Annotated in this window: 28 protein-coding genes; 21 read left to right on the forward strand and 7 right to left on the reverse strand. The window is 36.6% G+C overall.

The genetic code is table 11. The features are described from left to right. Positions 1 to 68 precede the first annotated feature (68 nt). Entirely contained in the window at positions 69 to 1,346 is a 1,278-nt protein-coding gene (locus tag MKY15_RS14430) for an erythromycin esterase family protein (RefSeq protein ID WP_342537843.1), read from the reverse strand. Positions 1,347 to 1,500: 154 nt separating this feature from the next. Here MKY15_RS14430 and MKY15_RS14435 point away from each other — a divergent pair, with 154 nt between their 5' ends. The 8 genes from MKY15_RS14435 to MKY15_RS14470 all read left to right on the forward strand — a co-directional run bounded on the left by MKY15_RS14435 (position 1,501) and on the right by MKY15_RS14470 (position 6,424). Continuing rightward, positions 1,501 to 1,734: a hypothetical protein gene (locus MKY15_RS14435; RefSeq protein ID WP_186669805.1), complete on the forward strand. Its 234-nt coding sequence runs from the start codon at positions 1,501 to 1,503 to the stop codon at positions 1,732 to 1,734. A 20-nt stretch (positions 1,735 to 1,754) separates the two neighbouring features. Beyond that, a complete protein-coding gene (locus MKY15_RS14440; protein ID WP_342537844.1) occupies positions 1,755 to 2,144 on the forward strand; it encodes a DnaJ family domain-containing protein in 390 nt (129 codons plus the stop codon). Between the two features lie 24 nt (positions 2,145 to 2,168). After that, a complete protein-coding gene (nagZ, locus tag MKY15_RS14445; RefSeq protein ID WP_342537845.1) occupies positions 2,169 to 3,410 on the forward strand; it encodes a beta-N-acetylhexosaminidase in 1,242 nt (413 codons plus the stop codon). Positions 3,411 to 3,474: 64 nt separating this feature from the next. Further along, complete coding sequence (locus tag MKY15_RS14450; RefSeq protein ID WP_067207281.1) at positions 3,475 to 3,780, forward strand: DUF4870 domain-containing protein; 306 nt, start codon at positions 3,475 to 3,477, stop codon at positions 3,778 to 3,780. Between the two features lie 663 nt (positions 3,781 to 4,443). After that, complete coding sequence (locus MKY15_RS14455) at positions 4,444 to 4,917, forward strand: SMI1/KNR4 family protein (RefSeq protein ID WP_067207284.1); 474 nt, start codon at positions 4,444 to 4,446, stop codon at positions 4,915 to 4,917. Positions 4,918 to 5,103: 186 nt separating this feature from the next. After that, on the forward strand, positions 5,104 to 5,391 hold the full coding sequence (locus MKY15_RS14460) for a hypothetical protein (RefSeq protein ID WP_342537846.1): 288 nt from the start codon (positions 5,104 to 5,106) through the stop codon (positions 5,389 to 5,391). Positions 5,392 to 5,563: 172 nt separating this feature from the next. Beyond that, positions 5,564 to 5,872, forward strand: coding sequence for a hypothetical protein (locus MKY15_RS14465; protein WP_067207290.1), 309 nt, complete (start codon positions 5,564 to 5,566; stop codon positions 5,870 to 5,872). Between the two features lie 297 nt (positions 5,873 to 6,169). Further along, on the forward strand, positions 6,170 to 6,424 hold the full coding sequence (locus MKY15_RS14470; protein ID WP_342537847.1) for a hypothetical protein: 255 nt from the start codon (positions 6,170 to 6,172) through the stop codon (positions 6,422 to 6,424). 233 nt (positions 6,425 to 6,657) lie between these two features. On the opposite strand, the gene MKY15_RS14475 is transcribed toward MKY15_RS14470, so the two are convergent. After that, on the reverse strand, positions 6,658 to 7,395 hold the full coding sequence (locus MKY15_RS14475) for a sulfite exporter TauE/SafE family protein (protein ID WP_067207301.1): 738 nt from the start codon (positions 7,393 to 7,395) through the stop codon (positions 6,658 to 6,660). A 421-nt stretch (positions 7,396 to 7,816) separates the two neighbouring features. Between MKY15_RS14475 and MKY15_RS14480 the strand changes: the two genes are divergently transcribed. The 5 genes from MKY15_RS14480 (at position 7,817) to MKY15_RS14500 (ending at position 13,087) form a co-directional block, all read left to right on the forward strand. Then, positions 7,817 to 8,278, forward strand: coding sequence for a DUF1572 family protein (locus tag MKY15_RS14480; protein WP_342537848.1), 462 nt, complete (start codon positions 7,817 to 7,819; stop codon positions 8,276 to 8,278). A 435-nt stretch (positions 8,279 to 8,713) separates the two neighbouring features. After that, a complete protein-coding gene (locus MKY15_RS14485) occupies positions 8,714 to 9,487 on the forward strand; it encodes a hypothetical protein (protein ID WP_342537849.1) in 774 nt (257 codons plus the stop codon). Positions 9,488 to 9,845: 358 nt separating this feature from the next. Further along, on the forward strand, positions 9,846 to 10,004 hold the full coding sequence (locus MKY15_RS14490) for a hypothetical protein (protein WP_156475985.1): 159 nt from the start codon (positions 9,846 to 9,848) through the stop codon (positions 10,002 to 10,004). 277 nt (positions 10,005 to 10,281) lie between these two features. Next, entirely contained in the window at positions 10,282 to 12,000 is a 1,719-nt protein-coding gene (locus tag MKY15_RS14495) for a serine hydrolase domain-containing protein (protein WP_342537851.1), read from the forward strand. Positions 12,001 to 12,649: 649 nt separating this feature from the next. Next, positions 12,650 to 13,087, forward strand: coding sequence for a VOC family protein (locus MKY15_RS14500; protein WP_338653007.1), 438 nt, complete (start codon positions 12,650 to 12,652; stop codon positions 13,085 to 13,087). 415 nt (positions 13,088 to 13,502) lie between these two features. Here MKY15_RS14500 and MKY15_RS14505 read toward each other — a convergent pair whose 3' ends face one another. Continuing rightward, a complete protein-coding gene (locus MKY15_RS14505; protein ID WP_067207314.1) occupies positions 13,503 to 13,874 on the reverse strand; it encodes a winged helix-turn-helix transcriptional regulator in 372 nt (123 codons plus the stop codon). A gap of 183 nt (positions 13,875 to 14,057) precedes the next feature. Between MKY15_RS14505 and MKY15_RS14510 the strand changes: the two genes are divergently transcribed. The 5 genes from MKY15_RS14510 (at position 14,058) to MKY15_RS14530 (ending at position 19,199) form a co-directional block, all read left to right on the forward strand. Next, positions 14,058 to 15,266 (forward strand): MFS transporter, encoded by a 1,209-nt coding sequence (locus tag MKY15_RS14510; RefSeq protein WP_187047240.1) that lies wholly within the window; start codon positions 14,058 to 14,060, stop codon positions 15,264 to 15,266. Between the two features lie 62 nt (positions 15,267 to 15,328). Continuing rightward, entirely contained in the window at positions 15,329 to 16,171 is an 843-nt protein-coding gene (locus MKY15_RS14515; protein ID WP_342539763.1) for an aldo/keto reductase, read from the forward strand. 109 nt (positions 16,172 to 16,280) lie between these two features. Continuing rightward, a complete protein-coding gene (locus MKY15_RS14520) occupies positions 16,281 to 16,856 on the forward strand; it encodes a TetR/AcrR family transcriptional regulator (RefSeq protein WP_067213885.1) in 576 nt (191 codons plus the stop codon). Between the two features lie 32 nt (positions 16,857 to 16,888). Further along, positions 16,889 to 18,127 carry a beta-ketoacyl-ACP synthase II gene (gene fabF, locus MKY15_RS14525; RefSeq protein ID WP_342537854.1) on the forward strand — a complete coding sequence of 413 codons (1,239 nt, stop codon included), beginning with the start codon at positions 16,889 to 16,891 and terminating at the stop codon, positions 18,125 to 18,127. A gap of 706 nt (positions 18,128 to 18,833) precedes the next feature. Beyond that, positions 18,834 to 19,199, forward strand: coding sequence for a glyoxalase superfamily protein (locus MKY15_RS14530; protein WP_342537855.1), 366 nt, complete (start codon positions 18,834 to 18,836; stop codon positions 19,197 to 19,199). A gap of 40 nt (positions 19,200 to 19,239) precedes the next feature. Here MKY15_RS14530 and MKY15_RS14535 read toward each other — a convergent pair whose 3' ends face one another. Beyond that, positions 19,240 to 21,093, reverse strand: a complete 1,854-nt coding sequence (locus tag MKY15_RS14535; protein ID WP_342537857.1) for an LTA synthase family protein — start codon at positions 21,091 to 21,093, stop codon at positions 19,240 to 19,242. 442 nt (positions 21,094 to 21,535) lie between these two features. Between MKY15_RS14535 and MKY15_RS14540 the strand changes: the two genes are divergently transcribed. Continuing rightward, positions 21,536 to 21,925, forward strand: a complete 390-nt coding sequence (locus tag MKY15_RS14540; RefSeq protein WP_342539765.1) for a stage II sporulation protein P — start codon at positions 21,536 to 21,538, stop codon at positions 21,923 to 21,925. A 419-nt stretch (positions 21,926 to 22,344) separates the two neighbouring features. Here the strand turns inward: MKY15_RS14540 and MKY15_RS14545 are convergent, their stop codons facing one another. Further along, positions 22,345 to 22,773, reverse strand: a complete 429-nt coding sequence (locus tag MKY15_RS14545; RefSeq protein ID WP_067207326.1) for an SMC-Scp complex subunit ScpB — start codon at positions 22,771 to 22,773, stop codon at positions 22,345 to 22,347. A gap of 120 nt (positions 22,774 to 22,893) precedes the next feature. On the opposite strand from MKY15_RS14545, the gene MKY15_RS14550 reads away from it, so the two are divergent. Continuing rightward, positions 22,894 to 23,481: an NAD(P)H-dependent oxidoreductase gene (locus tag MKY15_RS14550; protein ID WP_067207329.1), complete on the forward strand. Its 588-nt coding sequence runs from the start codon at positions 22,894 to 22,896 to the stop codon at positions 23,479 to 23,481. A 119-nt stretch (positions 23,482 to 23,600) separates the two neighbouring features. Here the strand turns inward: MKY15_RS14550 and MKY15_RS14555 are convergent, their stop codons facing one another. Continuing rightward, positions 23,601 to 25,196 (reverse strand): catalase, encoded by a 1,596-nt coding sequence (locus MKY15_RS14555; protein WP_342537859.1) that lies wholly within the window; start codon positions 25,194 to 25,196, stop codon positions 23,601 to 23,603. Positions 25,197 to 25,407: 211 nt separating this feature from the next. On the opposite strand from MKY15_RS14555, the gene MKY15_RS14560 reads away from it, so the two are divergent. Beyond that, positions 25,408 to 25,995 (forward strand): YitT family protein, encoded by a 588-nt coding sequence (locus MKY15_RS14560; protein ID WP_067207335.1) that lies wholly within the window; start codon positions 25,408 to 25,410, stop codon positions 25,993 to 25,995. 224 nt (positions 25,996 to 26,219) lie between these two features. Here the strand turns inward: MKY15_RS14560 and MKY15_RS14565 are convergent, their stop codons facing one another. Continuing rightward, positions 26,220 to 26,594, reverse strand: coding sequence for a hypothetical protein (locus MKY15_RS14565; RefSeq protein ID WP_067207337.1), 375 nt, complete (start codon positions 26,592 to 26,594; stop codon positions 26,220 to 26,222). Positions 26,595 to 26,789 lie beyond the last annotated feature (195 nt).

The raw sequence follows: 26,789 nt of genomic DNA on the forward strand, positions 1-26,789 counted from the left end.
ATTAAAATGGAAATAAAAATCGTGATTAATTCATCAACCACGATTTTTATTCTTCCGCTATCATAATGTCATATATCAGTAACCGTTACCCCTAGATTAAGCGGTTCCAGTGCTTTTGTTTGATCAATAAATATAAAAGCATCATATCGATTTCCGATTTGAGTTGGTACATAGTTTCCAAATTTCTCGTATTCAGGGTTGTAGACGACCCCAATTGCTCTATGGCCAATCCAGCTGGTGAAATAGTGTCGGTTATCTTCATTGAAAACGAATAGTTTATTGAAAGCGCCAGACTTGTGTACTAAATCTTCCCATGAATGTTGACGAGCGGGAGGGACTTCTATTAGCTCGAAAGGTACTCCCCATTGTTCAGCTGCGATGACGGTGCCCCGATGCGTTCCGAATCCTACTGCATAGACATCTTCTTTCATAAATTGTTCTCGCAGTAATTGACCGACGTTGAGCATTCCGTCCTCCTGCATTGTTGTTGCACGGGCGTCTCCAATATGCGTATTATGTTCCCAAACGATGATCTTTGCATTTTCTCCATAATGATTCATTACTTCATTTATCGCTTCAACCATATGTTCATCGCGAATATTCCAGGAAAGTGCGTTGTCTTGGAGCATGGCACGGTAATATTTTTCGGCGTTTTTAGTCACGAGTGCATTCACTTTTAAATTTAAAGTGGTTTCCTGATCGTCTATATAGTGTTTATTGTGCGAGCGAATGGACGATAATAAATCACTCACTTCGTCAATGCAAACTTGTGAAAAGTGAGCTGTGGAAATTGCATAATGGTCTGGCATGCCGTTGAAAGGTTCGAAGCAGGAAAAAGCTTTTTTAGCTAGTTCAAGATCGGCACCCGCGGGATTGGATTCTGTTAAGTAACGGATAATTTCCTCCATCGATTCCCAAAGACTATACATATCGATTCCGTAAAATCCGATTTTTTGATCGGGAATCCTTTTGTCATTATGAATTTTCAACCAGTCGACAAACTCCGCAATCTCTTCATTAGCCCACATCCACGTCGGCCATCTGCCGAAAGCTTTCAATACTTCTTGTGCATCATCTTTACTTTCGTTATATCCTTTTATATAGCGATTAACATGCTGAGCGGATGGCCAATCACCTTCGACCGCAATGGCTGAAAACCCTTTCTGTTCAATTAGCATTTTGGACAGCTTAGCCCGGACTGTGTAGAATTCTGATGTCCCATGGCTTGCTTCTCCTAATAAGACGATTTTTGCATCACCTATGGCTTCGATTATTGTTGAAAGATCCGCATCAGATTGAAACGGGAGTGCATAATTTTTAACGGCTTCCTCAAGTGTGAACTTCAATTGGATAACCCCATTTCCTGCAATGTATTATGGAAGTATACCCAACTATTCACATCGTAGCCTATGATAGTTAAACAAAATGAATTGAAATTGTATGACAGACAATTGCAATAATGTACAATTGAATTAATTACATGACAAAGGGGCGATTGAAATGCTAGAGGGAGTTATTATTGTTGGGCTTGTGATGAGTGTGCCAATCATTGCTATTATTACGGATCATCAAAGAAGAATCGTGAAAATTAAAGGGGAATTCATGAGGGATGAGATTGAACTAGAAAAACTTAAACAGCAAAACTTTATCATGGAAACTGAAAAGATGAAAATCGAATTGGAACAAATGAAACTGGATTATACATCTGGAAAAAATGAAATTATAAAAATATAAAGGAGGGGGAGTGAAGGGGTATGAGCAACGATAAATTAAACCCACCATACAACGATCTAATCGGGGATATTTTAAAAGAATATACAAAAAAAGGCGGCATGGATAATTTAGCGGGCCATGGGAAACCGTTATCACAAGAGTACTTTTCGGGTGATACGTTCCAGCATTTTCAGCGAATCGCTAAAGATGCCGGATATAAACCACATTGGTTAAATCTGCAGCATGAAATTCGCGATGAATTAATCGCAATTACAGCTATTCAACGTGCAGATGCTGCAGCAGAGTTGGAATTGCGGATAGAAAAATTAAATGAGAAAATAGCTGAATACAATAAATCTTGCCCACCCCCTATGCAGAAGGGATCAGTGTCGCTTAGTAATATTGAAGCTGCGATTGATCGGTGGAAATGAAGCAATAAGAAAAGGGGAGTGACAGTGAATCGTAATTATAAGTTCATTTTTCTCGTCGCTTGTTGTACTTTATTAATGTCGGGATGTTCTCAATTTACACAAAAAAATAAGGACAAAGAAACAGATGTAACAAACTCACCGATTACAGAATCTCCCAAAAAGGAGGAGATTGTTTTATCAAAGGTAGAAGAAACGATTGACCAAATGACATTGGAAGAAAAGGTCGGGCAATTACTAGTGATTGGCGTGGAAGGTACCTCGTTTTCCAGTGAGATGGATAACCTCATCCGTAATTATCATGTTGGTGGGGTTATTATTATGGGAAGAAATGTAGCGACAACAAATGAAATACTACAGCTGATTAATGGAATTAAAAAAGCAAATGAACATAATAAAATCCCTCTATTCCTATCTGTCGATGAAGAAGGAGGACGTGTTTCCAGACTGCCCGTCGGTATCCCTAAACTGCCCACAAGTGCGCAAATTGGTAAACTCAATGATGAATCGGTTAGTTACCGCTCAGGCACCTATTTAGCTGGAGTGCTTAACGAATTCGGTTATAACATGAACTTTGCACCTGTACTGGATGTCAATAGTAACCTAAGCAATCCAGTGATCGGGGATCGCTCTTTCGGATCGGATCCCTATCAAGTCGCTAAGCTAGGCATATCCACGATGCGTGGAATGATGGACAATGGCATTATTCCTGTCGTAAAACATTTCCCAGGGCACGGCGATACAGTTGTTGATTCACATAAGGTGTTACCGAAAGTAGAGACAACTTTGGAGTCACTTCGTAACGTGGAACTAGTTCCATTTAAAAAGGCAATTGAAGAAGGTGCCGATGCTGTAATGGTCGCTCATATTTTATTTCCAGCACTTGACCCTGATTATCCATCCTCAATGTCTAAAGCTATTATCACGGGATTACTTCGCAACGAAATGAAATTTGAAGGTGTCATCATAACGGATGATCTGACGATGGGGGCGATTGCGAATGACTATACAATCCCAGAAGCGGCAGTTCAGTCCTTCATCGCGGGAAGTGATCAGCTACTTGTAGTTCGCGATTATGAAGTTCAACTAAATACTTTGAATGCGTTCATTAAGGCTATTGAAACAGGGGAAATCACAGAAGAGCGGCTTAATGAGAGTGTAAAGCGGATTTTAACGCTAAAAGAAAAATATAGTGTGTCAGATGAAGTGCATGAAAAAGTGGATATGGATAAAATCAATGAATTGTACGACAAGCTTCAGCTGAAATAAATGAATTTTCTCTCCCGATTATTCGTATAATAAAATACTTGAAAAAGATTGGGAGGGTTATTATATGGAGAATAAAGGATTAAAAGTGTTAATTCATGCCAGTGCTTTCTTTATGCCATTTTTGGTACCGTTTATCATTTATCTAGTTATTGATGATTTAGAGGTCAAAAGGATGGCGATACAAGCAATCTTATTCCAACTGGTCATGGGAGCATTGATTGTTGTTTCTACGATACTTATTATTGTAATTATCGGGATTCCATTGCTAATTGGATTTGGTTTAATGTGGTTGATTGTGCCGATCATAGCAATTGTAAAAGCACTGAATGACGAAAAGTACAATTATCCGATTGTAGGTAGATGGATTTAATTATGTTATCAATAAACAAATCATTAAGTGTAGTATGAAAAAAATCCATACTAAATGTCCTCTAAAGTAGAATCTGCTTTAGTGGTATTTTTTAACATAATCCTATGTTACGATGCCACTGTGGATTAAAAATAAAGCCGCGATGTTTATAAAAAAGATGCGACGTTTTACCCCTTTAGATGTTTATCTAAAGGGGTGTTTCATTGAAAAGGACTTACTTATTGAAGTAGTTGAGTGTAAACTGAATTTATAGAAATAATTGGAATGATATTTTGGTGTGGAAATTGTAAAGGTATATTTTTTGTCGTGATGCAAGACTACGTGTTTAGCAAGCTAGAACGAGATTGCTTGACCAGGTGCTAGATGTAATCAATTATGGCAAATTCTCTGTAACGGGATTTACTTATGATGATTTGTAAATGAGAAGGTATTTAAACTATCGGATGCTGGTTTAGTTGAAGACCAAAGGGTTCCTAGGCAGCTCTTTTTTCTTCTAGAACAAACGGAGCAGTCTAGTTTAATCAGGAACTTTTAAAAATTTGGTTATGATAGTTTAATGCTCAAACGAAAAGAGCTGAATAAAAGTCACTGACTTTAAAATTGCATGTAAACATGTGTGCATACACATTGAATTAAGTGAGGTCTTTATGGGGGTATTAAATTATGACGAATAATGAAATTACTTCGGAAGCCAGAAGACTGGTCGATAGAATTAAGATGAAATATCCCGATTTTGTTGGTAAAACAGTATGCGAAAGTGACATAGCAAAATTAGAAAAAGAATTGAAGATAAAGTTACCAAATTGGTATATCGAACTTTATACAACCGTTCCTTTAATTGATACGGAGTTTGGGGTCCAAGAAGATGAGCCAGATGAGGATTATGACGGAATTTCTTATATGATATGTGGTGGTGTTGACGACATAATTGAAGAAAGCACTGAATTTGAACCTGGAATATCTGCGTTAAAAGATGGATACGTTTTTCTAGCTAGTTGCTCCCACGGTAGCGGCAACCCTATATATGTCAAACTAAACTCAGACGAGACAAGAGTTTATCGTATATATCACGATGATCTCACTAAAGCTCAACTAGTAGAAAACCTTGCATTTTTGTTTAAAAATGCAATAGTCTAACGAACTCGATACCTGCTCAACAATTCAACGAAACCTTGTTCACCTAACGGATTTTCTTGTACACGAACAAATTTTTCAGGCTAGGTTTGACACAGCTATTGCTTTTCATCTTCACCTAAGGGGGCAGCTTAGATAAATAAGGGTGTAGAATAAATCATTAAAAATAAATATTAAAAGAGGGATATTATGAACCACTACCAAATTGTAAAAGAAGTAATTAATGATTGGGACCCGAAGAACTTTTTAAGTTTCTCATCTGAGGATGAATATGATCCAGAAATAAGTCGCATTGTATCGCGATTACCAACTGCATCTGTTGAAAAATTAGCTGTAGTGATACATGAGGTCTTTGATGAAATGTTTTCGAGAAGTGGAGCACCTTCGATTAATAATTGTTATCCAAGTACATTAAAAATTTGGAACAAAATTTATAATAATAAGTTTCCAAATGTTGATCAAAAGCAATATTATTAAACTAACAAGGTACTTTATTTTAAAATTGACTGCTTTTTATTGCGTAATGGAGGTAACTACTTCCATGAACAGGCGTTATGTTAACCTGGTGTGTATGGCTTATACAAGGTCGTTCAGCAATCGGGCCAAATAGTTGAAATGCAAGATCATCTTTAAATCATGGAGGAGAAAAATGAAAAGAACTTTGGGATTAACATTTATACTTTTATCATTATTTCTTGCTGCGTGTGGAGGTCCTCTCACATATACCGCTTCAACATTGGTTGTCGTAAAAAAAGGTCATAGCGACAAAGACCATTGGATTGAGGCGTACGATCCGAACAACCAAAACAAAGAGGAAGCATTTAAGATAATGGTGCAAGAAGAGATGGTTTGGAATCTTATCGAGGAAGATAGAGAGTACTTTTCAATGTATTCAAAAAAGAAGGAAGTACCCTGGCGTCTAACACAAATTGAACATTCGGTAGCCGAGGAGAGGTAACTACTTCCTAATATTGGCGTTATGTCAACCAGAGGTGCATGCAGCATACAAACCCGTTCAGCGATCGAATCGATGGTTTGCGGATGGAGATAAACGAGTTTCTTTTTAAACTAACGGGGCAGGATAGTTCAATATGCAGAAATGATTTTTGCTAAATTAAACAGGGTAATTTACTTAATATTAGAACTTCTATACGGGTCAAACGTCTTAAAGTAAAGGGACAGTTTAGTTTGAAGTTAATTGGAATTCCAATTCTTGCTTTATGTATACTTGGGTTGCCCTGAAAGGACGTACATAATGATTAACAAGGCTTTATTAATTTCATTTTCACTACAAATTCTCTTTTTTCTATTGTTTTTTAGTACCGCACTGGCAAGATTACCTGAGCCAATTCCTACAGTTTTTAGTTTATTAATTGCTTTCATAGGTTTAATTGTTTCCGTAATTTCAATTATTAAAAGGAATAGATTTAAGTTGGCTATAACAGTATTAGGAATATCACTTTTGATATTTTTGATGGTTGTATTTGCAAGTTTATTATCAGGAATGTAATGCTTTTTTCACTAACGAGGTGCTTTACTTCAAGAAGGAGTAAAGCCTTTTTTCTTCTTGATCTAACGGGGCAGGATAGTTGAAGAACAAATTGAATAGAATTTTAATTTTTTTTAGAACCCCTTTAAATATTATCTTAAATCAAGGAGGAGGCGTCGATCCAAAAATGTGATGGACGTCTTGTTTGCCTGGTTAGAATTGTAATTCAATTAGTATCTTCAAAAAAGATACTTTTAAAAATTAAAGTAATCTACAATCATTTGTAAGATTAATAGAACTGTTACTAATCTAAGAAGTGGTTTTACATGTTCCGTTTTTAATTTATGAGCTAATCTTACTCCGAACTGTGCACCAATAATGGATCCAAGCATTAATGCTATGGTAAGTGGCCAGAAAATTTTACCCGTTGATATGTAAGTGATGGCAGAACCAAAGCAACTTGCAAAAACCCCAACTCTTGCTAAGCCAATTGCTCGGATATAGGCAATTTTTTGGCTTGCATATAAATACATCGCAAGTGTACTGCTTCCTGGCCCAAACATTCCGTCATAAATTCCTATACCAATTAGTGCAGTTCCTGATTTTTTATTTGCATGAAACTGTTCAGTTCCATCAAAATTACCTGTATTCATGAAGGAAGTTACAAATGCAAAGCTTAATAAAATGATTGCAATAATCGTTAGGGTACTTCCGCTTAAAAAGGAAGCAATGAGTCCACCTAAAATACCTCCTCCAAGACAAAACATTAGGACTAATAATGCTTCTTTCGAGGAAACTTCTTTTCTCTTTAATATGACAAGAAAGCTTGAGAGTGAACTGACAGTATTGGAAACCTTGTTTGCACCGATTGCTGAATGCACGGGTAACCCCATAAGTAACATAGTGGGTAAGCTAATCAGTCCCCCTCCTCCAACCAATGTACCGACAACATTACCTATAATTCCAATCATAAAAAAGATGACAAATTCCATTGAACAACCTACTTTCAAAATTACACCATAGATTCAGTTTACCACGTCTAATCTTTGATATGAACTCTAAATGAAACAACTTTTTATTTAATTTATTAAATCAAAATTCGATGAATGGAACGATAAGGTAGAAGAATTTTTTCGATATTGTGTTTTTTATTCAACTAAAGGTTTACGGTTTTTTTTAATAACAATCTTCAACAATAGGGAGCTTTTCTGAAATGAAAAGAGCGTCTTTCTTCATGAAAGGGCCATTTAATTGAACATCACCTTAAAGGAGTTTGGATATTTATGTTAGTGTTTAGTTGAGATTGTGAAAAATTGTACTTAAACTAAAGGGGCAGGTTAGTTTAACAAGAAATATTCTTATTGGATATAAAAGAATTGTATAATTTGTGTATTCAACTTAGGAGGGGGAATCATGCGTCAATTGGAAAAAGAACTGCATTGGAAACCCAACGAAGAATCGAACAGTATCGCAATAATAATAAAGCATATTAGTGGGAATATGCATTCTCGATGGGTAGATTTTTTAACTACTGATGGAGAGAAATCATATAGGGATAGAGATTCAGAATTTGTTGATGATATTGAATCAAAGGAACTGCTTATGGAAATATGGACAAATGGATGGAAATTACTTTTTAATTCCTTAGGAAATCTTAATGAAGAAGATTTGTATAAAACAATAACTTTGAGACAACAACCTTTAAGTGTTCTTCAAGCAATTCAAACTGAAGTCACTCATATCAGTTATCACTTAGGGCAAATTTTATATATTGGAAAACAAATAAGAGATAATGATTGGATAATTTTAAGCATTCCTAAGAACGGTTCAAAAAAGTTTAATGAAATGGCATCTACGAAAAGAAACTGTGAATAAATTGCTAACCCGTTCAGTTTAGTGGTACAAAAAAGAAGAAAACGCTTCAAATAACACGAATTATATAACAAATAGCACTGTTAATCGCGGTGCTTTTTTCGGGTTAAATAACATTGATTTTAACACGATAATGTTACCTTACGATAATTATTGTAAGCCATTCGACTCATCCGATATTTGAAATGCTAAAACGAGCGCTATTCGCCTAGAAAAATTGGTATAAAGGCATTTAAAAGACCACTATTCTATATGTGAATTAGTAATCTATTTGGTCATTTAATTTGCATTTTGCACTATTGTACTGAACAGCGTTACGTTCATGCGGATAGGTTTTTCTTGTGCACTTATTTTTTAAATATTATTAACGGAATGTTGGTTCAGAGTGAGTATGTGGTTTATTATTATTGTGTCGGGAATGAAGGGAGGAGGAAAGTCATGGAACAAGGTATAGAAAATGTAATTAGAAGAAAACTGTTAACCACATTTGTTGCCACAATTACTTTTTCAGGGTTGATGGTGTACGGTATGGTTTTTAATTATGATGGTTTTGAATATAACAAAGGGCATTCTTTTCTAGGGTGGTTATTGGTTTATTGTATCTATGTAGGAGTCGTTATTTTACTGTACGGGAACATTGTGTCGCTAATTTTGGATGCAGTGCAGCGGAAATGGTTCTTGAAAAAGGATTGGTTAACAATACTTATTTTGGGTGTTTTTGGATTGGCAAACGGACTATTTTTTCAAGAAAAAGCGTTAATGTGGCTTGGTATGCTTGTGGCTATACTGTACGGAGTTATTGATAAATGGCTCTACAAAAGACAAAGTAAAGGGAAAAGTTTAAAAATGTTTGTACTAATGCCTATTGCTTTTATTTTTCTGTCGTGGTTATTTTTACAATGGATTTCACCACCTCAACCCCCTTTCACAAAAGAAGATGCGATAACCACTGCATCTGCTGGAATGGAAAATCTTATCTATTATTTCCCGAAAGAAGTTGGGTCTTTAGAAGAAACAATTGATGGGTATAACGTTGTGAGAGAAACTAGCGTTAAAGTAATAGGGAATGAAAAATATATTGTGACCTTCAAAGAAAATTGGCAAATAGGAAATTCGAAAAATACTTGGCTAATATCCTACACCGTTGAACGAAACACATCGACGTTGTATGCGTACGAAGGTGTTGAACCTTCGTATTATAAATATAAATAAAATAAGTACCTATGAGAAAAAATTACCCGTTCAATTGAGTGGTATAAAATTCAAAGTAACAGAACAAATCGCAAGACTTTTATTACTATGGTTTTAACAGAGAGTTCTCAACAAACCTTCTGCATTTTTTCGTTGAATGTTCTGCATATATTTTCATCCTCTGTGATGTAGCGCTGATTTTGCGCTACATGTATGGCTAACGGGTGCTCTACTTCAATTAGGGGTTAAGCACCCTTTTATTATTCAACATAAGGAGCAGTATAGTTGAATAATACATTTCAACTATAATAAATAAATGTTAGTATAAAATTATAATATTAAAACAATTTGAACCTACGCGGTTGAGGGAGGGCGATTTGTGAAAAATTTATTATTAGCAATCTTAGGGGCAGTTGTGACAGCGGTAGTATTAAGTTTGATAACAAAAGGTTTTGAAATGGATGTATTAATTTCCCTTATCTTAGGTATTGTACTTGGGTATAGCATTGGAAAGAAAGAAAAAGCAGACTCGAATTAGGGAACTATCTAACTGAATAGGGAAGTTATTTTAGTAGTATTACAATATTTTTTATTAAAATAACGGGTTGCTTTAGTTGAACAACAGCAGATCGTCTAATGACGGTCTTTTTATTTATCTAGTTGTCTGTAGGAAGGTTTAATAAAAGCATATCCACTAAATCGTTTCGAAAAAACCGTCCTCTAACGTAACAACCTAAAATCATTATATAATTTTTTATATGAAATACCGTCTATTCCATAACTAGCTAATATATCCTATTGTAAGGGGGTGCCGCATGAATAAAGAAATTTCCATTATATTAATAATAGCTTTATCTTTGTTTTTTACCGAAAAAATTTATGCTAATGAACTTACAACACCATCTGGAATTTCAATATCCGATGTAGAACGTTTCGTAGACGATTATGCACATGAATATATTGGTGAAACAACTGCGGGTGCGAGCATTGTTATTTTGAAAGATAATAAAGTTGTTTTATCAAAAGGATATGGTTATGGAGATATTGAAAACCAAATTAAAATAAATCCGAATACTGCTGTTTTTGAATGGGGTTCAGTAAGTAAATTGTTTGTCTGGGTGTCGGTCATGCAATTAGTCGAACAAGGAAAAATCGATTTAGATGAAGATATAAACAGATATTTACCAAAAGGATTTTTAACAAAACTAACATATGATGACCCTATCACTATGTTGGATTTGATGAATCACACTGCAGGATTTGAGGAAAATATTTTTGACACGGGATATGCTAACGAATACCGTGTAAAATCTTTAGAAGAAGGATTGAAAATTGCTGAGCCAAACCAAGTATATCGTCCAGGTAAAGTCGTTGCTTATTCTAATTATTCAACTTCTCTAGCTGCATATATAGTTCAATTAATTACAGAACAAGACTTTAATGAATATGTTGATGAACATATATTTCAAAAATTAGGTATTCTAGATTCAACTTCATATTTGTCTTTAGGGAGAAATGAGCAGATAACAAAAAACAAAGTAAATGGATATGAGCTTATTGAAGAAGGAGATTTCAAACTATCGACACCGTACTATATGTCCATGTATCCTAGCGGTGAAATAAATGGAACAGCACCAGATTTAGCTAAGTTTGCAATGGCACTTATGCCACAATCCGAAAATGAAAACGTTTTGTTTGAGGATGAAAATACGCTAGTTACAATGCTTTCGCAAAGTTATGCTATTAATGAAAATGTCCCTGGTATCGCACATGGTTTTTGGGAGTATGATGGAAAGTTTAAAGGATTAACACATGGTGGAAATACAGTTTCCTTTTCAAGTAATTTTCATATCGTCCCTGAAGAAAACTTTGCAGTAATAATATTAACGAATCAAGCTTCAGAGTCTGATATTTCCTATGGACTGACGAAGGAATTGGTTGGAGAAAAAGAGATAGATGAAGTAAAATTGGCGGACTTACCAAACTCACAAATCACAGAAGGAACGTATCTTACTACTCGCAGAATGAAAAGTGGATTTTTAAATTTGTATTACTATTTACTACCACTTACAGTGAAATCACTAAATGCGAACGAAATTGAAGTAAGTTTGGTAGGTATGAAAGCTAATTACGTCCAAACATATCCAAATGTTTATAAAATGACAAAAGGTAGTACTATGTTTATTCCTACAAATGTTCTTTATTTTTCTATAGAGGATGGTGAAGTTAAACAAATTTCTACATCGATTTCAGATTATCTCCCTTTAGATAAAAATATATTTTGGTTAACAATAAGTGCTGTATTATTCATTTATTGTTTAGTATACTTTATTGCTTCCCCATTCGTTTTAATCGTAATCAGTATTTTGAATCGGAGAAGAAAAAAAACTTCTATAAAAATAAGAAAATGGGTTTACCTATTAAATATTGTTGGTACAGCATTTATCGTAAATATTATTTTATTAGTAATTAGGATGTTGAGTAATAGTGATCGAGGATATTTTGAAGTATTCCCACAAATAGTTGCTAATTAAGTTTTAACTATTTTAAGTGTTGTTTTTATTATTTTCATTCTAGTTAATTGGAAAAAGGCAACTCTAATGAAATTACAGAGGGCTATTTATCTTCTATCAATCGTTACTATTGTTATATTAATCTTTTTACTTATAACATGGCAGTTTTATTCTTAGTGAAAAGGCTCTGTTTAATTTACGCTGTTGATATTTGATTATTTAGTTCAATGAGAAAACAATGAGGTTTTTGCTGATATTTGTATGATGAGTAACTACAATGAAAGAAAAAATAAGTTACCCTAGTCAACATACTTTTATTTTATCATCACTTTTAATTACCTTTTTATCATTTGTATCGCTAATAATATTTCGGTTTTTTTGGAATTAGCTATTTATTCACTTAGAGAACGTTATATACGGTTAAAATTAATGTTTAGAATTAATTATAGCGTCACTTTTTTAACTACATGAAGAATTTCACTTAAACTAACGGGTGGTTAGTGGAACAACTGTAAAGCTTTCCTTCTTGAACTAAAGAAGCAAGTTAGTTGAACAATCAGTCAGTTTATTGAACAAGGATATTTTCTGTTTTTAGCGAATTAGAATTACAAACAAACTTATCAAGAATACAAGATATTGCAAAATAACAGGAACAAAGGAGGTATGAGATTTGAAAATCCATAGAATAGATCATGTGGGTGTAATCGTAAATGATCTCACTGCCGCTAAAGATTTTTTTCTCGATTTTGGCCTTGAGGTGCAAGGGGAATGGGAAATGGAAGGAGAGTTGATAAATCAGGTATTTGGGCTTAATGACGTTAAAGTAGCATGTGTAGGATTAGGGACACCAGACGGTCAAGTATGGATAGAGCTAATCAAATTTTATAATCCGTCAGATGAAAGAGAAATTCAGCAACCTTTTGCAAATACCCCGGGTATTCGGCATATTGCCTTTGCTGTTGAAGATATTGAAGCTATTGTTGCCAAGTTGAAAAAGAAAGGTACGAAAATCTTTAGTGAGATACTACACTATGAAGAAAGTTATAAGTTATGCTACTGCAGTGGGCCAGAGGGAATTATTTTAGAGTTGGCGGAGAAGATCAAATAAATTATGGGTAATTACTAGTTATCGGGCCAATAATTGATGGATTTTGACATCCTGCCAGTGAAATATGTAATCACGTCGATAAAGTTGTTCCGCAAGCGGGCGCGATTGTTATGTAAGTGTTTCTGTTCTTATTCAACTAACAGGTAATTTAGTGTACCAATAGTAATATTTCTTATTCAGCTAACGGGGCGGTGGCAGCAGTTGGTTTATTTAACAAATTATATGAAATGCAGTAAAGAACTTTACTCTTTCATAATGATGGTTCGGCTTGTATAAGGTGAAGTAAGCAAAAACACCTCTCACAAACAATTGTGAGAGGCACTCTTTTCTGCATAAAGGGGTAGACACCAGTGCTTCTTTAAAATCCGCTTTGATTTCCCCTATTAAGGGACCTACGCTCAATTAATATGGATTATCACTTTAGTTTATCGTTTAAAATGCCCTCTTCTAGGACGGAAAACTTATCTCCATATACTTTCATAATATGTACGTTCCCCCAAGCGCATAGCGAATCTAATATACTCTCCAAGCTTAAACCGTATTCACTCAATTCATATTCTACTTTCGGTGGAACCTGGTTGTAAGCAATCCGGTTAATAACGCCATCTGCTTCTAGCTCACGTAATTGTTGCGTGAGCATTTTTTGCGTGATATCTGGCATAAGACGTTTCAATTCACTTGTACGTTTTTTACCATGTGTCAGATGGCATAGAATGACACATTTCCATTTTCCACCGATCACTTCTAATGTCGCTTCAACGGATATATTATACTTCTTTTTTGTCATCCTCATCCTCCTTACTAATGGGTACTTAAAAGTACCTATATAACTTTTTGGTACCTATAGTACTTAAAAGTGCGTACTTTTCTTTTTAATCCCTGTGACTCATACTAACATTTGCAGATGAATTGTACGAGGTATTCATTGTGGTCTTTGTAAATTCAATCATACAACAAAGGAAAAGAAAGGATGAAAAAAGTGACTTTAGATAAAAAGAGAAGTATGTTTGCACTACTTGCATTAGCTGTTAGTGCATTTGCAATCGGAACAACAGAATTTATTAGTGTTGGGCTTTTGCCTCTGATTTCCCAAGACTTAGATATATCGGTGACGACTGCAGGACTAACTGTTTCCCTGTACGCGTTAGGTGTAATGATAGGTGCTCCAATTTTAACATCGCTCACTTCAAGAATGCCACGGAAAACATTGTTATTATGGATTATGATAGTCTTTATCATAGGAAACGGGATTGCGGCGGGTGCAACAAGTGTTACGGTTTTGCTTATGGCCCGTGTCATTTCAGCGTTTGCACATGGTGTGTTTATGTCAATTGGGTCGACAATCGCTGCTGATTTAGTTCCAGAGAATCGCAGAGCAAGTGCGATTTCAATCATGTTTACAGGACTTACGGTTGCTACTATTACAGGAGTTCCATTTGGGACATTTATTGGACAACAGTTTGGTTGGCGCTTTGCCTTTGTGGCAATCGTAGTGATAGGGATTATAGGGTTTATTGCGAATAGTATTCTTGTTCCATCCGATTTACGTCAAAGTACTCCAACAACGATTCGAGATCAAGTTAAGCTCATAACAAATAGTCGGATATTGCTAGTATTGACCATTACAGCACTGGGATACGGAGGAACATTTGTTGTATTCACGTACTTATCTCCGTTGCTTCAGACGATAACAGGATTTAAACAAGGAACCATCGTGATCATCTTACTTGTTTACGGAATTGCGATTGCAATTGGTAATATGATTGGTGGGAAGCTGTCAAATAAAAACCCGATTGGCTCGCTGTTCTATATGTTTATTGCGCAAGCGATTGTGCTTTTCATATTAACATTTACGGCACCATTTAAGGTCGTGGGTTTAGTAACAATTCTTTTCATGGGATTGTTTGCATTCATGAACGTTTCAGGACTTCAAGTGTATGTCGTCATGTTAGCTGAACGTTTTGTCCCAAGTGCAGTAGATGTTGCTTCCGCTATGAACATAGCTGCATTTAATGCGGGGATCGCGATGGGGGCCTACGTAGGTGGAGTGGTTACTGATTCGATTGGGCTCATTCATACGGCTTGGATCGGGGGGGCAATGGTTCTGATTGCAGCCATACTAACAGGCGTCAGTCGGGCGCTAGAAAGAAAAGATCAGCAAAGGATTAATCTAACCTAAAGGGGGTGATTGGAACCATATAATCCGCAACACAACTTTAATTAAAAAATAGGAGGACATAAATAATGAAAAACTTACAATCGACAACAATGTTGCATAACGGTGTGAAAATGCCTTGGCTTGGCCTTGGTGTATTTAAAGTGGAAGAGGGTCAAGAATTAATAAATGCGGTGAAAACTGCGATTACACATGGCTATCGCAGTGTCGATACAGCGGCGATTTACGGCAATGAAGTTGGCGTAGGACAAGGTATTCGTGAGGCAGTTAAAGAAACAGGTATTGCGCGAGAAGATTTATTTATCACATCAAAAGTTTGGAATTCAGAGTTGGGCTACGCATCAACAATTGCAGCTTATGAAGAGAGCTTAACGAAACTAGGTTTAGACTATTTAGATCTATACCTTATTCACTGGCCAGTGGCAGGAAAATATAAAGAGGCGTGGAGAGCGCTAGAAACACTTTATAAAGAAGGACGGGTTAAAGCAATCGGCGTAAGTAATTTCCAAATTCATCATCTTGAGGATTTGATGAAGGATGCGGAAATTAAACCAATGGTGAACCAAGTGGAGTACCATCCACGTTTGACACAGAAAGAATTGAGTGGATTTTGCCGAAAACAGGATATTCAGTTGGAAGCATGGTCTCCACTCATGGCAGGACAATTACTCGACAACACAGATCTTCAGGAAATCGCCGATAAATATGGTAAATCAATTGCCCAAGTTATTTTACGCTGGGATCTACAAAATGGCGTTATTACAATTCCGAAATCCACGAAAGAACATCGTATTGCTGAAAATGCAACAGTTTTTGATTTTGAATTAACAGCGGATGATATGAAACGCATCGATAGTCTGAATCAGAATCACCGAGTGGGTCCAGATCCGGATAACTTTGATTTTTAAATAAACTAAACCCCTATCTTAACCTAGATAGGGGCTTTTCATTTTGTAATATATGGTGTAAGAACCAGAGTCAATTGACACTTACCTATTAGTAAGTTAGTATTTGGTTATGGAAAATAGAAAATCACAAATCATTGAGCTAGCACTTAGAAATATTCGAGAAAAGGGCTATTTGTCTTTTAGTTATGACGACTTGGCTAAGGAACTTGGTGTAACGAAAGCAAGCATTCATTATCACTTCATGAAGAAAGAGGATTTAGGTCTAGCCGTTTGTACAAAGTTAAAAGAAGGTCTGGAAAAATCTTATTTGAACATTGATCAAGCTCAAATAAACAGTGAAGATAAACCGTGGGAGTTTATTTCAAGAAGAGCTAATCAGATTGGTAACAATGAAGTTTGCCCGATATCATCTTTACAAGCAGACTATAACTTTTTACCGATCGCTATGCAAGAGAGTGTACAACAATTGAGTCAAATGGAGATAGACTATTTAAAAAAGCTTCTTGATGTTTTAAAGGAAGAAGGAAAACTAACACATGATACAGGGGCATTAGCCGCTCTTCTAATATCGAGTATTAAAGGTGCGCTACAATATAGACGTGTAGTAGGAGAATATTTGTATTCAATAGTAATTGATCAATTAAAACTGCTTGTAAATGGAAATGATGGAGTTAGGAATATGTGAATACATGACGATTTTATGGGAGGTATTAGTATATGGAACGTCGAGTTGTTGTAACGGGATATGGAGTCGTATCGCCACTAGGAAATGATGTAGATACGTTTTGGAATCATATTAAAGAAGGTAAATCTGGGATTGGAAAAATTGAGGACGATGAATTCAAAGAAATTAACACACAGATTGCTGGGCGTATAAAGGACTTTCCAGCGGAAGAATACTTTGATAAAAAAGAATTGGGGAAATATGATTTGTTTGCGCAGTACGCTTATGCAGCGGCAAAACAAGCGTTAGACCAATCAGTACTCAATTCGGACACCGTTAATAAGGAGCGAATAGGCGTTTACGTTGGATCTGGAATTGGTGGAATTGACACTGTACTCGAAAATCATAAACATTTACTAGAAAGAGGCGTAAGAAAGGTCTCTCCATTTATGGCACCAATGATGATTAGTAATATGGCGGCAGGTATTATAGCTATTAAATATGGTTTTAAAGGTCCGAGCTTTTCGCCAGTTTCTGCCTGTGCAACAGGTAACCACGCAATAGGTGAAGCATACTTGAATATTTTACATGGTTATTCCGATGCTATCGTAGCGGGGGGAGCAGAAGCTTCAATAAATCCATTATCTTTTGCTGGTTTCTCAAGAATGAGAGCCATGTCTACTTTAAATGATTCACCTGAAAAGGCGAGCCGCCCTTTCGATCGTGAGCGTGATGGCTTTGTTATGTCGGAAGGCGCAGGAATTTTAGTACTTGAAGAGTATGAACATGCTAAAAAACGGGGAGCAACCATCCTGGGCGAAATCGTGGGTTATGGTTCAACAACAGACGCCTATCATATTACATCCCCGGATTTTGATGGAGCAGCAAGAGCGATGAAATTAGCTTTAGGAATGGCACGACTTAATCCGACTGATATTGATTACATTAATGCGCATGGAACGAGCACACCAGAGGGCGATAAATCAGAAACGAAAGCCATTAAAGCTACTTTTGGTTCTCATGCCTATCAGTTAAAGGTAAGCTCAACCAAATCGATGACAGGACATCTATTTGGTGCGGCAGGTGGGGTTGAAGCAATCATAACGCTTAAAAGTATACTGGAAGATATTGCACCACCTACTATCAATTACGAAAATCCAGATGAAGAATGCGACTTGAATTATGTTCCAAATGAAGCTGTGAAAATGGAGATAAACTATGCGATTTCAAATGGCTTTGGTTTTGGCGGGCATAATGCAGTACTTGCTTTTAAGAAATTTGTCCCGCATTAACGGGCAGTAAGACTCCTACATCGAGTCTTTAAGGACACGAGAAGAATCAGAGGGGGATCAGAACCCCCTCTGATTGAAGATTAACTTTATAAAGTAACTAAATACATGTGGAGCTCCGTCCGATTGTCAGACGGAGCTCCATTTATATTGAAGCAGTCTATATATGTTGAATTAAAGAATCCTATTGAATCTGACGTTGCGCTCAAAATAAGAGAGTATTAATTCGGGGTGTGGATTGTAGAACGCTTGGCGCTTTGGGGATGCCTTTGCCGCGCCTGCGCTAGGGTGTTCATGATTGAGAGAAATGTGATTTTGAGATGTATATGCTGTGATTATAATGTGATTACTTTTTGCTACTACTTATATTCAAGAAAGACGTGCCCCGGCTTGCAGGTTTCATCGTAGATAATGAAAAGCTCTTTCTCACATAGACCATCCAGCGCAGGCGCGACTTCGTGATAGCCGGAGCGATAAGACTAAGGAGGGATGCAGTTCAATCCCTCCCAAGGGGTCTTCTTTCTGGCTTATCGCGGGAGGCATCCACAAAGCGTCGAAGCGGTATTAGTGGGAATCCTAAACCATTCCAAGTACTAATGCTTTTTCAGTGGCCTCCCAAAAGCCCTTGTAAAGCGCATACGCCGTATTCATTTGTTCAACATATCTAGTAAAATTAAATGAATTTATGGATTAACGAGGAGTGCATTGTATGAATGGTAAAAGTGTCACACCGATTCTCCGTATATTCGATGAGAAGAAAGCAAAAGAATTTTACGTTGACTATTTAGGATTTAAATTAGATTGGGAGCATCGATTCGAGGATAATTTGCCGTTGTATATGCAGGTTTCAAACGGAAATTGTATCATTCATTTATCAGAGCATCACGGGGATTGTAGTCCGGGGGCTGCCATTCGGATAGAGATTGAAGATATCGAAAGCTTCCATGCAGTGCTTCACTCGAAAGAATATAACTTCGCACGTCCACGTCTTGAAACAACTCCATGGCAAACGAAGGAACTGACAGTTATTGATCCATTTAGCAATCGCATTGTTTTCTTTGAGGATGGAGAATGAAAAAACGGGTTATCTTTCGTTAAAGATAACCCGTTTTCTATTATTTTCGTTTGCTATACGATTTTAAGATTTGATCGGATTGTTGCATGATTCGTAAGGCGTTGTCGATAGATTGCTGTGTTTTATTTGTCCGAGATTTCTCTTTCATGGTTTCCAAATTGTAGAGGATAGCAGGTAATTTAGCGCTTGGTGCGACATACAATGTGTCATCGTTTATGAAGGAGCTGCCTGGCAGGTGGTAACGCATGCCAAGTAAATTGTTTTCGTAATGAAATAAATCGTGACCCATCATCTGTGCATCATGTTCTATTCCGAGTAAATTTAATAATGTAGGCATCAGATCAATTTGTCCGCCTAAGTGGCTAATCGTTTCCCCGGAGAAAAGTCCGCCTCCTGAAAAAATGACCGGCACGATAAAACGATCTTGTAAGTTGTAAGGATGGTCGAGTAGATCCAAAAGAATAGCCTCATCGTCTTTCGTGACAGGAGCCCCGTGAACACCCGAATGATCCCCGTAGACTAGAATCAACGAGTTATCATATAAGCCCACCTCTTTCAAAGTATCAATGAATACTCCGATTTGCTCATCTGTATAGCGAACTGATTGAAGATAATTGCCGACATATGTGTTGTCATAACTATCCGGTAATACTAGGTATTGAAGATCTTCAGGCATTTCAAATGGTGTATGGCTTGTCAGTGTAATGATGTTTGAATATATTTTTTCGTGTTTCTTAAATTGTATGGGCAGTTGTTTAGCAGCAAAATCGAACAGTACTTCATCCGCTGGACCAAATCCTATTTCTTGTTCTGCTGGAATTTCTTTGTTGGTATAAACGTAGTCAAAACCGAGTGCTGGATATAGTTTTTCACGATTCCAATAGGTAATGTCATCGGCATGATAAGTGGCTGTACCATAGCCATTTTTTTGTAAAGTTCGAGGTAGAGAAGGGACTGGCTTTCCAGTAATGACATTGACAGTCGGATCCATACCTTCAGGGTAAATGGACGTGTGCATAAGCCACTCGGCGTCAGAAGTGTTGCCCGCCCCGATTTGTTGGTATACGTTATCGAAATATGTACTATCTTTCAATAAGGCATTTAAATAAGGTGTAATTTCTTGTCCGTTCACTTTTCTATTGATCACAAAGCCTTGTAATGACTCGACCTGAATGACGAATACATGACGATCCTTAGCAATACCATAGGAATTATGCTCATTTGTGGGAACGTAGTCATTCCCTTTGAGTTTCTCCACGTCTTGTTCTGATAAATTAACATCAGAAGCTAGCGCGATACCGAAGCTCCGCGTGAAAACTTGCACCGCTTGCGATTGTAAATAGCCATTCTCTTTTGCAAAATAAGAAACGTCAATAAGTGGTTGCCTAAAAGCTAGTAGCGTTGTAATAAGACCAATACTTCCAAATAGAATCGCTAATTGTCTAGTTACTTTAGCTGAAGATTTTATTTTTTTGGCATTATAGTAATATGCAATTGGAAGGATAAGTAGTAGGTCCAAGAAAAAGAGGAAATCATAGGGCTTGCTTAGAAGACCCACTGTTCCTCCTACAGAATTCGATTGATAAAGTTGCTGTAAGTCATAATAGGATGGAATTGTTGAAAAGTAACGTGTGTAGTAAATAATGGCGATAAATAATACAGACAATATCGTATTGAATACGAAGATGCCGGTCCACGTCCGTTTCTTTACGAAGAGAACGATGAGTGAAAGTAAGAATGCCCATAGTGGAAATTCAATGAGTGCAATATGGAAGACAGATTTGTTATGAAAAACGACGACACGAAATGCGATCACTTTTAAGAAAAGTAAGGTCAAAATCAGGGTGGTTGGATGTAGTAGAATAGGCTTAACTTTTTTGATGAACAATTTCATATTGAGTACCCCCAAATAGAACTTTCTATTAATATAGTGTAACAAAGATATTTTTTGATGTGAAATAAAAAGAAGGAAATAGATGGAACTTCTTTGTAATTAAAGAAGTAAATGAAAATAGACTTGAAAGGGGATGCCGAAGCCCTAAGTTTAGACAGTGCTAAAGTGGATTTGACGTTTTTCATTTCATTAAATATAGTGAAACCCTTCATCGAAATTGTTTGATAAATTCACTTTAAACGCTGGAATGTATTTCTATCATGTATCTTAATCTCTATTAACAGATCATTTTTAGCTATCTAACATAGAAATACACTCTACTCGTTAAAGGAGAAAATCAACACTAGTAGTTGGAGGAACTTTTCAAAAAAACATGTAACCTTTTCGGTAGCTTAAACGAATAATGGTTGTATGACAAAATGAGGGGGGATATATTTGCTTGATGCAGAAAACTTGGAAGACAGAATCATTGAGATTTGTAAAGGTGGTATTTGATATTCACAGGGATTCCATAGCAAGAAAAGATAGCACCTTCATCGCTAATGGAAAAGAATATGCAAAGGTGGCGTTAATAGTGTCTCGAACAAGCAAGAATTACGATGAAAATGTGGATTTCGCAGAACTACTACACGCTAAAATTGAGCAAAAATACCCTGGAATTTCGAGAGGGGTAATAGTTAAGAATGGTAAGGCACAAAGTACTTACAATCAGGATCTCATTGGTGAGTCAGTATTAATGAATATAGGCGGGATAGACAATACATTGGAAGAAGAATATAGAGCAGCGGATATTTTAGCGACAATCATTAAAGAAATAATTGAAACGAATTAATCTGTTACTTAAACACGGATGATCTATGATATATATCGGAATCTGCCAAGTTTTAATATGAAAAATTCATCTTCTATACCACGTCTGTTGAATTTCTTTCGTCCCAAAAAGCTTTAGTACTTCGTGTACTTGTGCCTTTGGAGGGCGACGGATGATCGACCACCATGCGCATCCTATAGATCAAGATATCTCGGTACTGGTATAGGAGTCATTCAATACAAAGCGATCTAAAAGCAACCGTACTCGGGACGCCTAGTGTTTGATTAAGTTGTTTTTTTGGTTTATTTTGGTTATCAACACGTGTGCTTGTATACTATTAAAAAACGATCCCCCAATTTTATGCCAGGTGAATCGTTTTGTTTTATCCATTATTTGTTCTCCCATTACCTCTGAGAGGATTAAACCGTAGTTCATGTCTATTAATAAAATAGTTTTTTTTGAAGAATATCTAATGCTTGGTTAATAGCATCTAAATCTTCATTCGAAGCATTTTGTATTCGATCTAGGAAACGAAATTCTACACATGCAAAAGACTCGTTCATCATGGTTTCCCCATCTTCTGAGAGGCGAATATATTGTTTTCGTCGATCTTCGGTATCACTTGATTTTTCGATTAGATTTTTTTCGCTTAATTTTTTCAGTTCACGGCTCGTGTTTGGCATAGATATATGCTGACAATCACTGATTTCACTAGGAGTAACAGGTTGACTAACGGCTATATACTCAAGAATATTATATTGAACTGGTGTGACGGAATCTGATTTGGTATTTTTGGTTAATTCGTGTGTCACGCGATGAACAGAAGTTGTAAATGATACACATTTATAAAAAAGAGCTTTTTTGTCCATAATTCTCACCTCTTACTCACAAGATATCAAAAACGTTGTCCTAATACAATTATCATTTGACAACAAAAAGAAGAGAGTGCTATTATTTACTTATCATATGATAAGTAAAAGGGGTGCGTTATGAAAACGCTAGTTATATACACATATCCTAATCACAAAAGTTTAAATTATGCATTTTTACAAAAAATTATCAAAGGAAGTAATGAAAATCCGAACATAAAGGAGTTACAGGTATTAGATTTATATGAAGAAAAATTTGATCCACTCCTAGTGTTTAGTGAACATAAACGAAGACGTGATATGTATCGTGATCCTCGCATTGAAAAATATAGAACACAAATTACTTGGGCTGATAAGATTGTCTTTGTCTATCCAATCTGGTGGGGAAGACCTCCAGCAATGCTTATGGGATACATTGATCAATTATTTTCTGCGAATTTTGCTTACAGGGATAAGAAGGGACTACTACCAGAAGGACTTTTGAAAGGAAAGTCAGTTGTATGTGTATCGACTATGAAGGGCCCTACAAAATATCCACTTCTCTGGTTGAATAATGCACATAAAATATTGATGAAAAAAGCACTGTTTAGTTTTGTAGGAATCAAAAGAGTGAAGTTTTTTGAATTTGGTAATATGGAAAGTTTAAAAGGAAAACAAACAAAAAAATTAGAGAAAATTTATCTTTATTTTAAAAGAGTAGATCGGTAAGAAAAGTATTTCGATACTTTTAAAATGTAGGTACACGATAAGCAAAGCTTACTAATTCAAGTTCAGTAGAATAAAACAGCTCACTCAGATGGATTTACTCCATTGAGTGAGCTGTTTTATTAATATGGATCGGCGTCATGACCTTTCTCCACTGCTTCATCAGGGGCTTTATCGCCATCTCTATTTCCGAGGGGCTTCTGACTCGATCCTTTTGTTGAGGCTTGTGCCAAGCCTTCTCGTAAACGACGTCCGTATTCTTCATCCGCCTCATCCGCAAGAGCTATCATTTTAACTTGAATACGTGGGTCACAATTTGAAAGGTCTGACACCAAGTTTGAAATTAAATCTGCTCGTTCCCATTCTTCAAAATTGCGATACGTGTCTCCGGCTTGTTTTGTATTGCTTTGTCGGTCAATGGACTCTCGCACAAGTTTACCTTCAATATAAGGAGTGTATTCTATTCCGTCTTGTTCAGCCTCTTTTAAACCGCCTAAGATCGATGGCTCGTAGTTAATATGAGGATTCTGACCCGGAGCTCTGTCAAGTTTATATTGCATCTGTCCGCCACTCTGATTCGTTGCTACCCGTTTTTTTGGAGAATTGATGGGTAGCTGTAAATAGTTGGCGCCAACGCGATGACGCTGCGTATCTGAATAGGAGAAAGTCCGTCCTTGAAGCATTTTATCATCAGAGAAATCAAGACCATCGACAAGCACACCTGTACCGAATGCTACTTGTTCAACTTCAGTGAAGTAATCTTCAGGGTTTTTGTTTAAGGTCATCTTTCCGACAGGTAACCATGGGAACAGATCTTCAGGCCATAATTTCGTATCATCGAGCGGGTCGAAATCGAGTTCTGGATGTTCGTCGTCACTCATAATTTGGACAAGCAACTCCCATTCAGGATAATCACCTTCTTTGATCGCGTCATGTAAATCTTGTGTCGCATGATTAAAACTTGTCCCTTGGATTTCACTTGCTTGTTGTTGGGTTAAGTTTTTAATACCTTGTTTCGGTTCCCAATGATACTTGACAAGTACTGCAACGCCTTCTTGGTTCACCCATTTATACGTATTGACACCGGAGCCTTGCATCATGCGGTAATTGGCAGGGATGCCCCAGGGCGAATAAACAAATGTCACCATATGGAACGATTCGGGAGAGCTGGCGCAAAAGTCGAAAAAGCGTTCGCCGTCTTGAATATTCGTAATCGGATCTGGTTTAAAAGCATGAATCATATCGGGGAACTTGATTGCATCACGGATAAAGAATATTTTTAAATTATTTCCAACGAGATCCCAGTTACCGTCCTCTGTATAAAATTTCACAGCAAATCCACGAGGGTCACGAAGTGTTTCAGGCGAGTGTCCACCATGAATAACGGATGAAAAGCGGACGAATACAGGCGTCTGTTTGCCTTTTACCTGAAAAAGTTTTGCGCGTGTATACCTGGAAACGGGTTCGTCACCAGCTGTTCCATAGGCTTCGAAATAGCCATGCGCGCCTGCACCACGTGCATGGACAACACGTTCAGGAATACGTTCTCTGTCGAAGTGGCTGATTTTTTCTAGAAAATCATAGTTTTCTAAAACAGCAGGACCTCGATTGCCGACTGTTCTTAGATTCTGGTTGTTTGTAACAGGATGTCCCTGTCTATTCGTCAATGTATCTTCTTGTTCTTCATTCAATTTGTTATTGAATAGATCGTCTGACAATTGATAACCTCCTCTTTAATATGATGAAACGTGTGCATAGTAAATCGTAGGACAATACGTTTTGAACAGGGATCTCATCCACACTCTGCTCAATTAAGAAGGATTTAATTCCTGTTTACGTTTTTTACTATAACGAATTGTCGTAACTGAGTGAAGAAATGCTTGAGACAGGCATATACATCTATAAAGTATTTGAAATAGGTGGGGTCCTGTGTACATTTTACAAAAGGCGCTAACGCTATTTATCGGAAGTTTATTAGTCGCGATCGGTGTAAATTTATTTCTTGTTCCATTTGGGTTGTTGGATGGTGGTGCGATTGGTATCAGTCTAATTATCCATTATGCGATGGGTGTCAAAGTGGGGCTTACATTTCTTATCGTAAGCATCCCAATCTTTATGCTTGCTTGGAAGTATTACCGTTCTTTTTTTTACAACGGAATCCATGGCATGTTGCTTTCATCCCTAATCATGGATTTATTATATCCATTGAATATGATCGGAAGGGAATTGGTAACTAGTCCTCTAATAAGTGCAATATGTGGAGGGATATTTATCGGTGTTGGGGTGGGTATCATGCTTCGCCTTGATATTAGTATTGGGGGAACCGATTTACTAGCACAAATGATTGCAAGGAAACTGTCCATTAATCCAGGTGTTATGATCTTTTGCATTGATATATTGATTGTCACAATGGGAAGCTTATTAATACCTTCTGTTCATCTAGTCTTGTCGTTTACGACAGTGATTATGGTTGGTATTACAACAAGTCTGATTGTATTAAAATCCGCAAATGCATAGAATAGGGCAATGAAAATACGTATTCTTCATTGTAATTAAAAAGAAGACAGAAACAAGACCAAGTGTACATTTCACTCGGTCTTGTTTCTGTCAGCATTCCTTTAGAAAGTCTTCGGTTTTGTGTAAATTGTTCTCAGTAGTAGGACTGGGGTTTCAATCTTAAGCACGTGTTGTAATAAGAATCCATTTCAAACTCCGTATCACTTTTTATTAATATACTTCTGTTACGTTTCTTCTTTAACTCCGATATTATTGAACGCATTGTGAACATCAATTGAATTTGTCACAATGACCGCTAATACGATGGCAGTCTTACTTAAGTTTATTATTAAAGTGATTTTCTCGGCAGTACTGTCGTAGATTTCCACCATATACGGTACAAATTCAGGAGTGAACAAATTAGGATTAAATACAATAGATAAAAGGAGAGCAATCCATAGAAGATTAACAAAGAAATTTCCGGCCGCGAGCTTGGTAGTCCATTGTGAATCACTGGATTTATAAACTGATAGCGACAATTCAAACGTAACTAAAACTAATAGGAGAGGAAAATAATAAAGTAAAGTATCTCCATTCAAAGCAAACATGAAAGTATTCAATCCCTTCCGCCCTTGTATGTGTATATTAAAGTGTTGCCAAATTGTCGGTGGAAAATAAGTCCGGCGGATATGTTTTTCAAAGCAATCCAGAAATAATCGATATGTATGTGAATGATTTGACCACAGTTTAGAGTTGAATATCGAAAGAGGACATACAAAACAAGACCGGGTGTCCATCCACCCGGTCTTGTTTCT

Origin of the sequence: Sporosarcina sp. FSL K6-1540, assembly GCF_038620285.1 — a bacterium.
In the GTDB taxonomy this organism is placed as follows: Bacteria; Bacillota; Bacilli; order Bacillales_A; family Planococcaceae; genus Sporosarcina; species Sporosarcina psychrophila.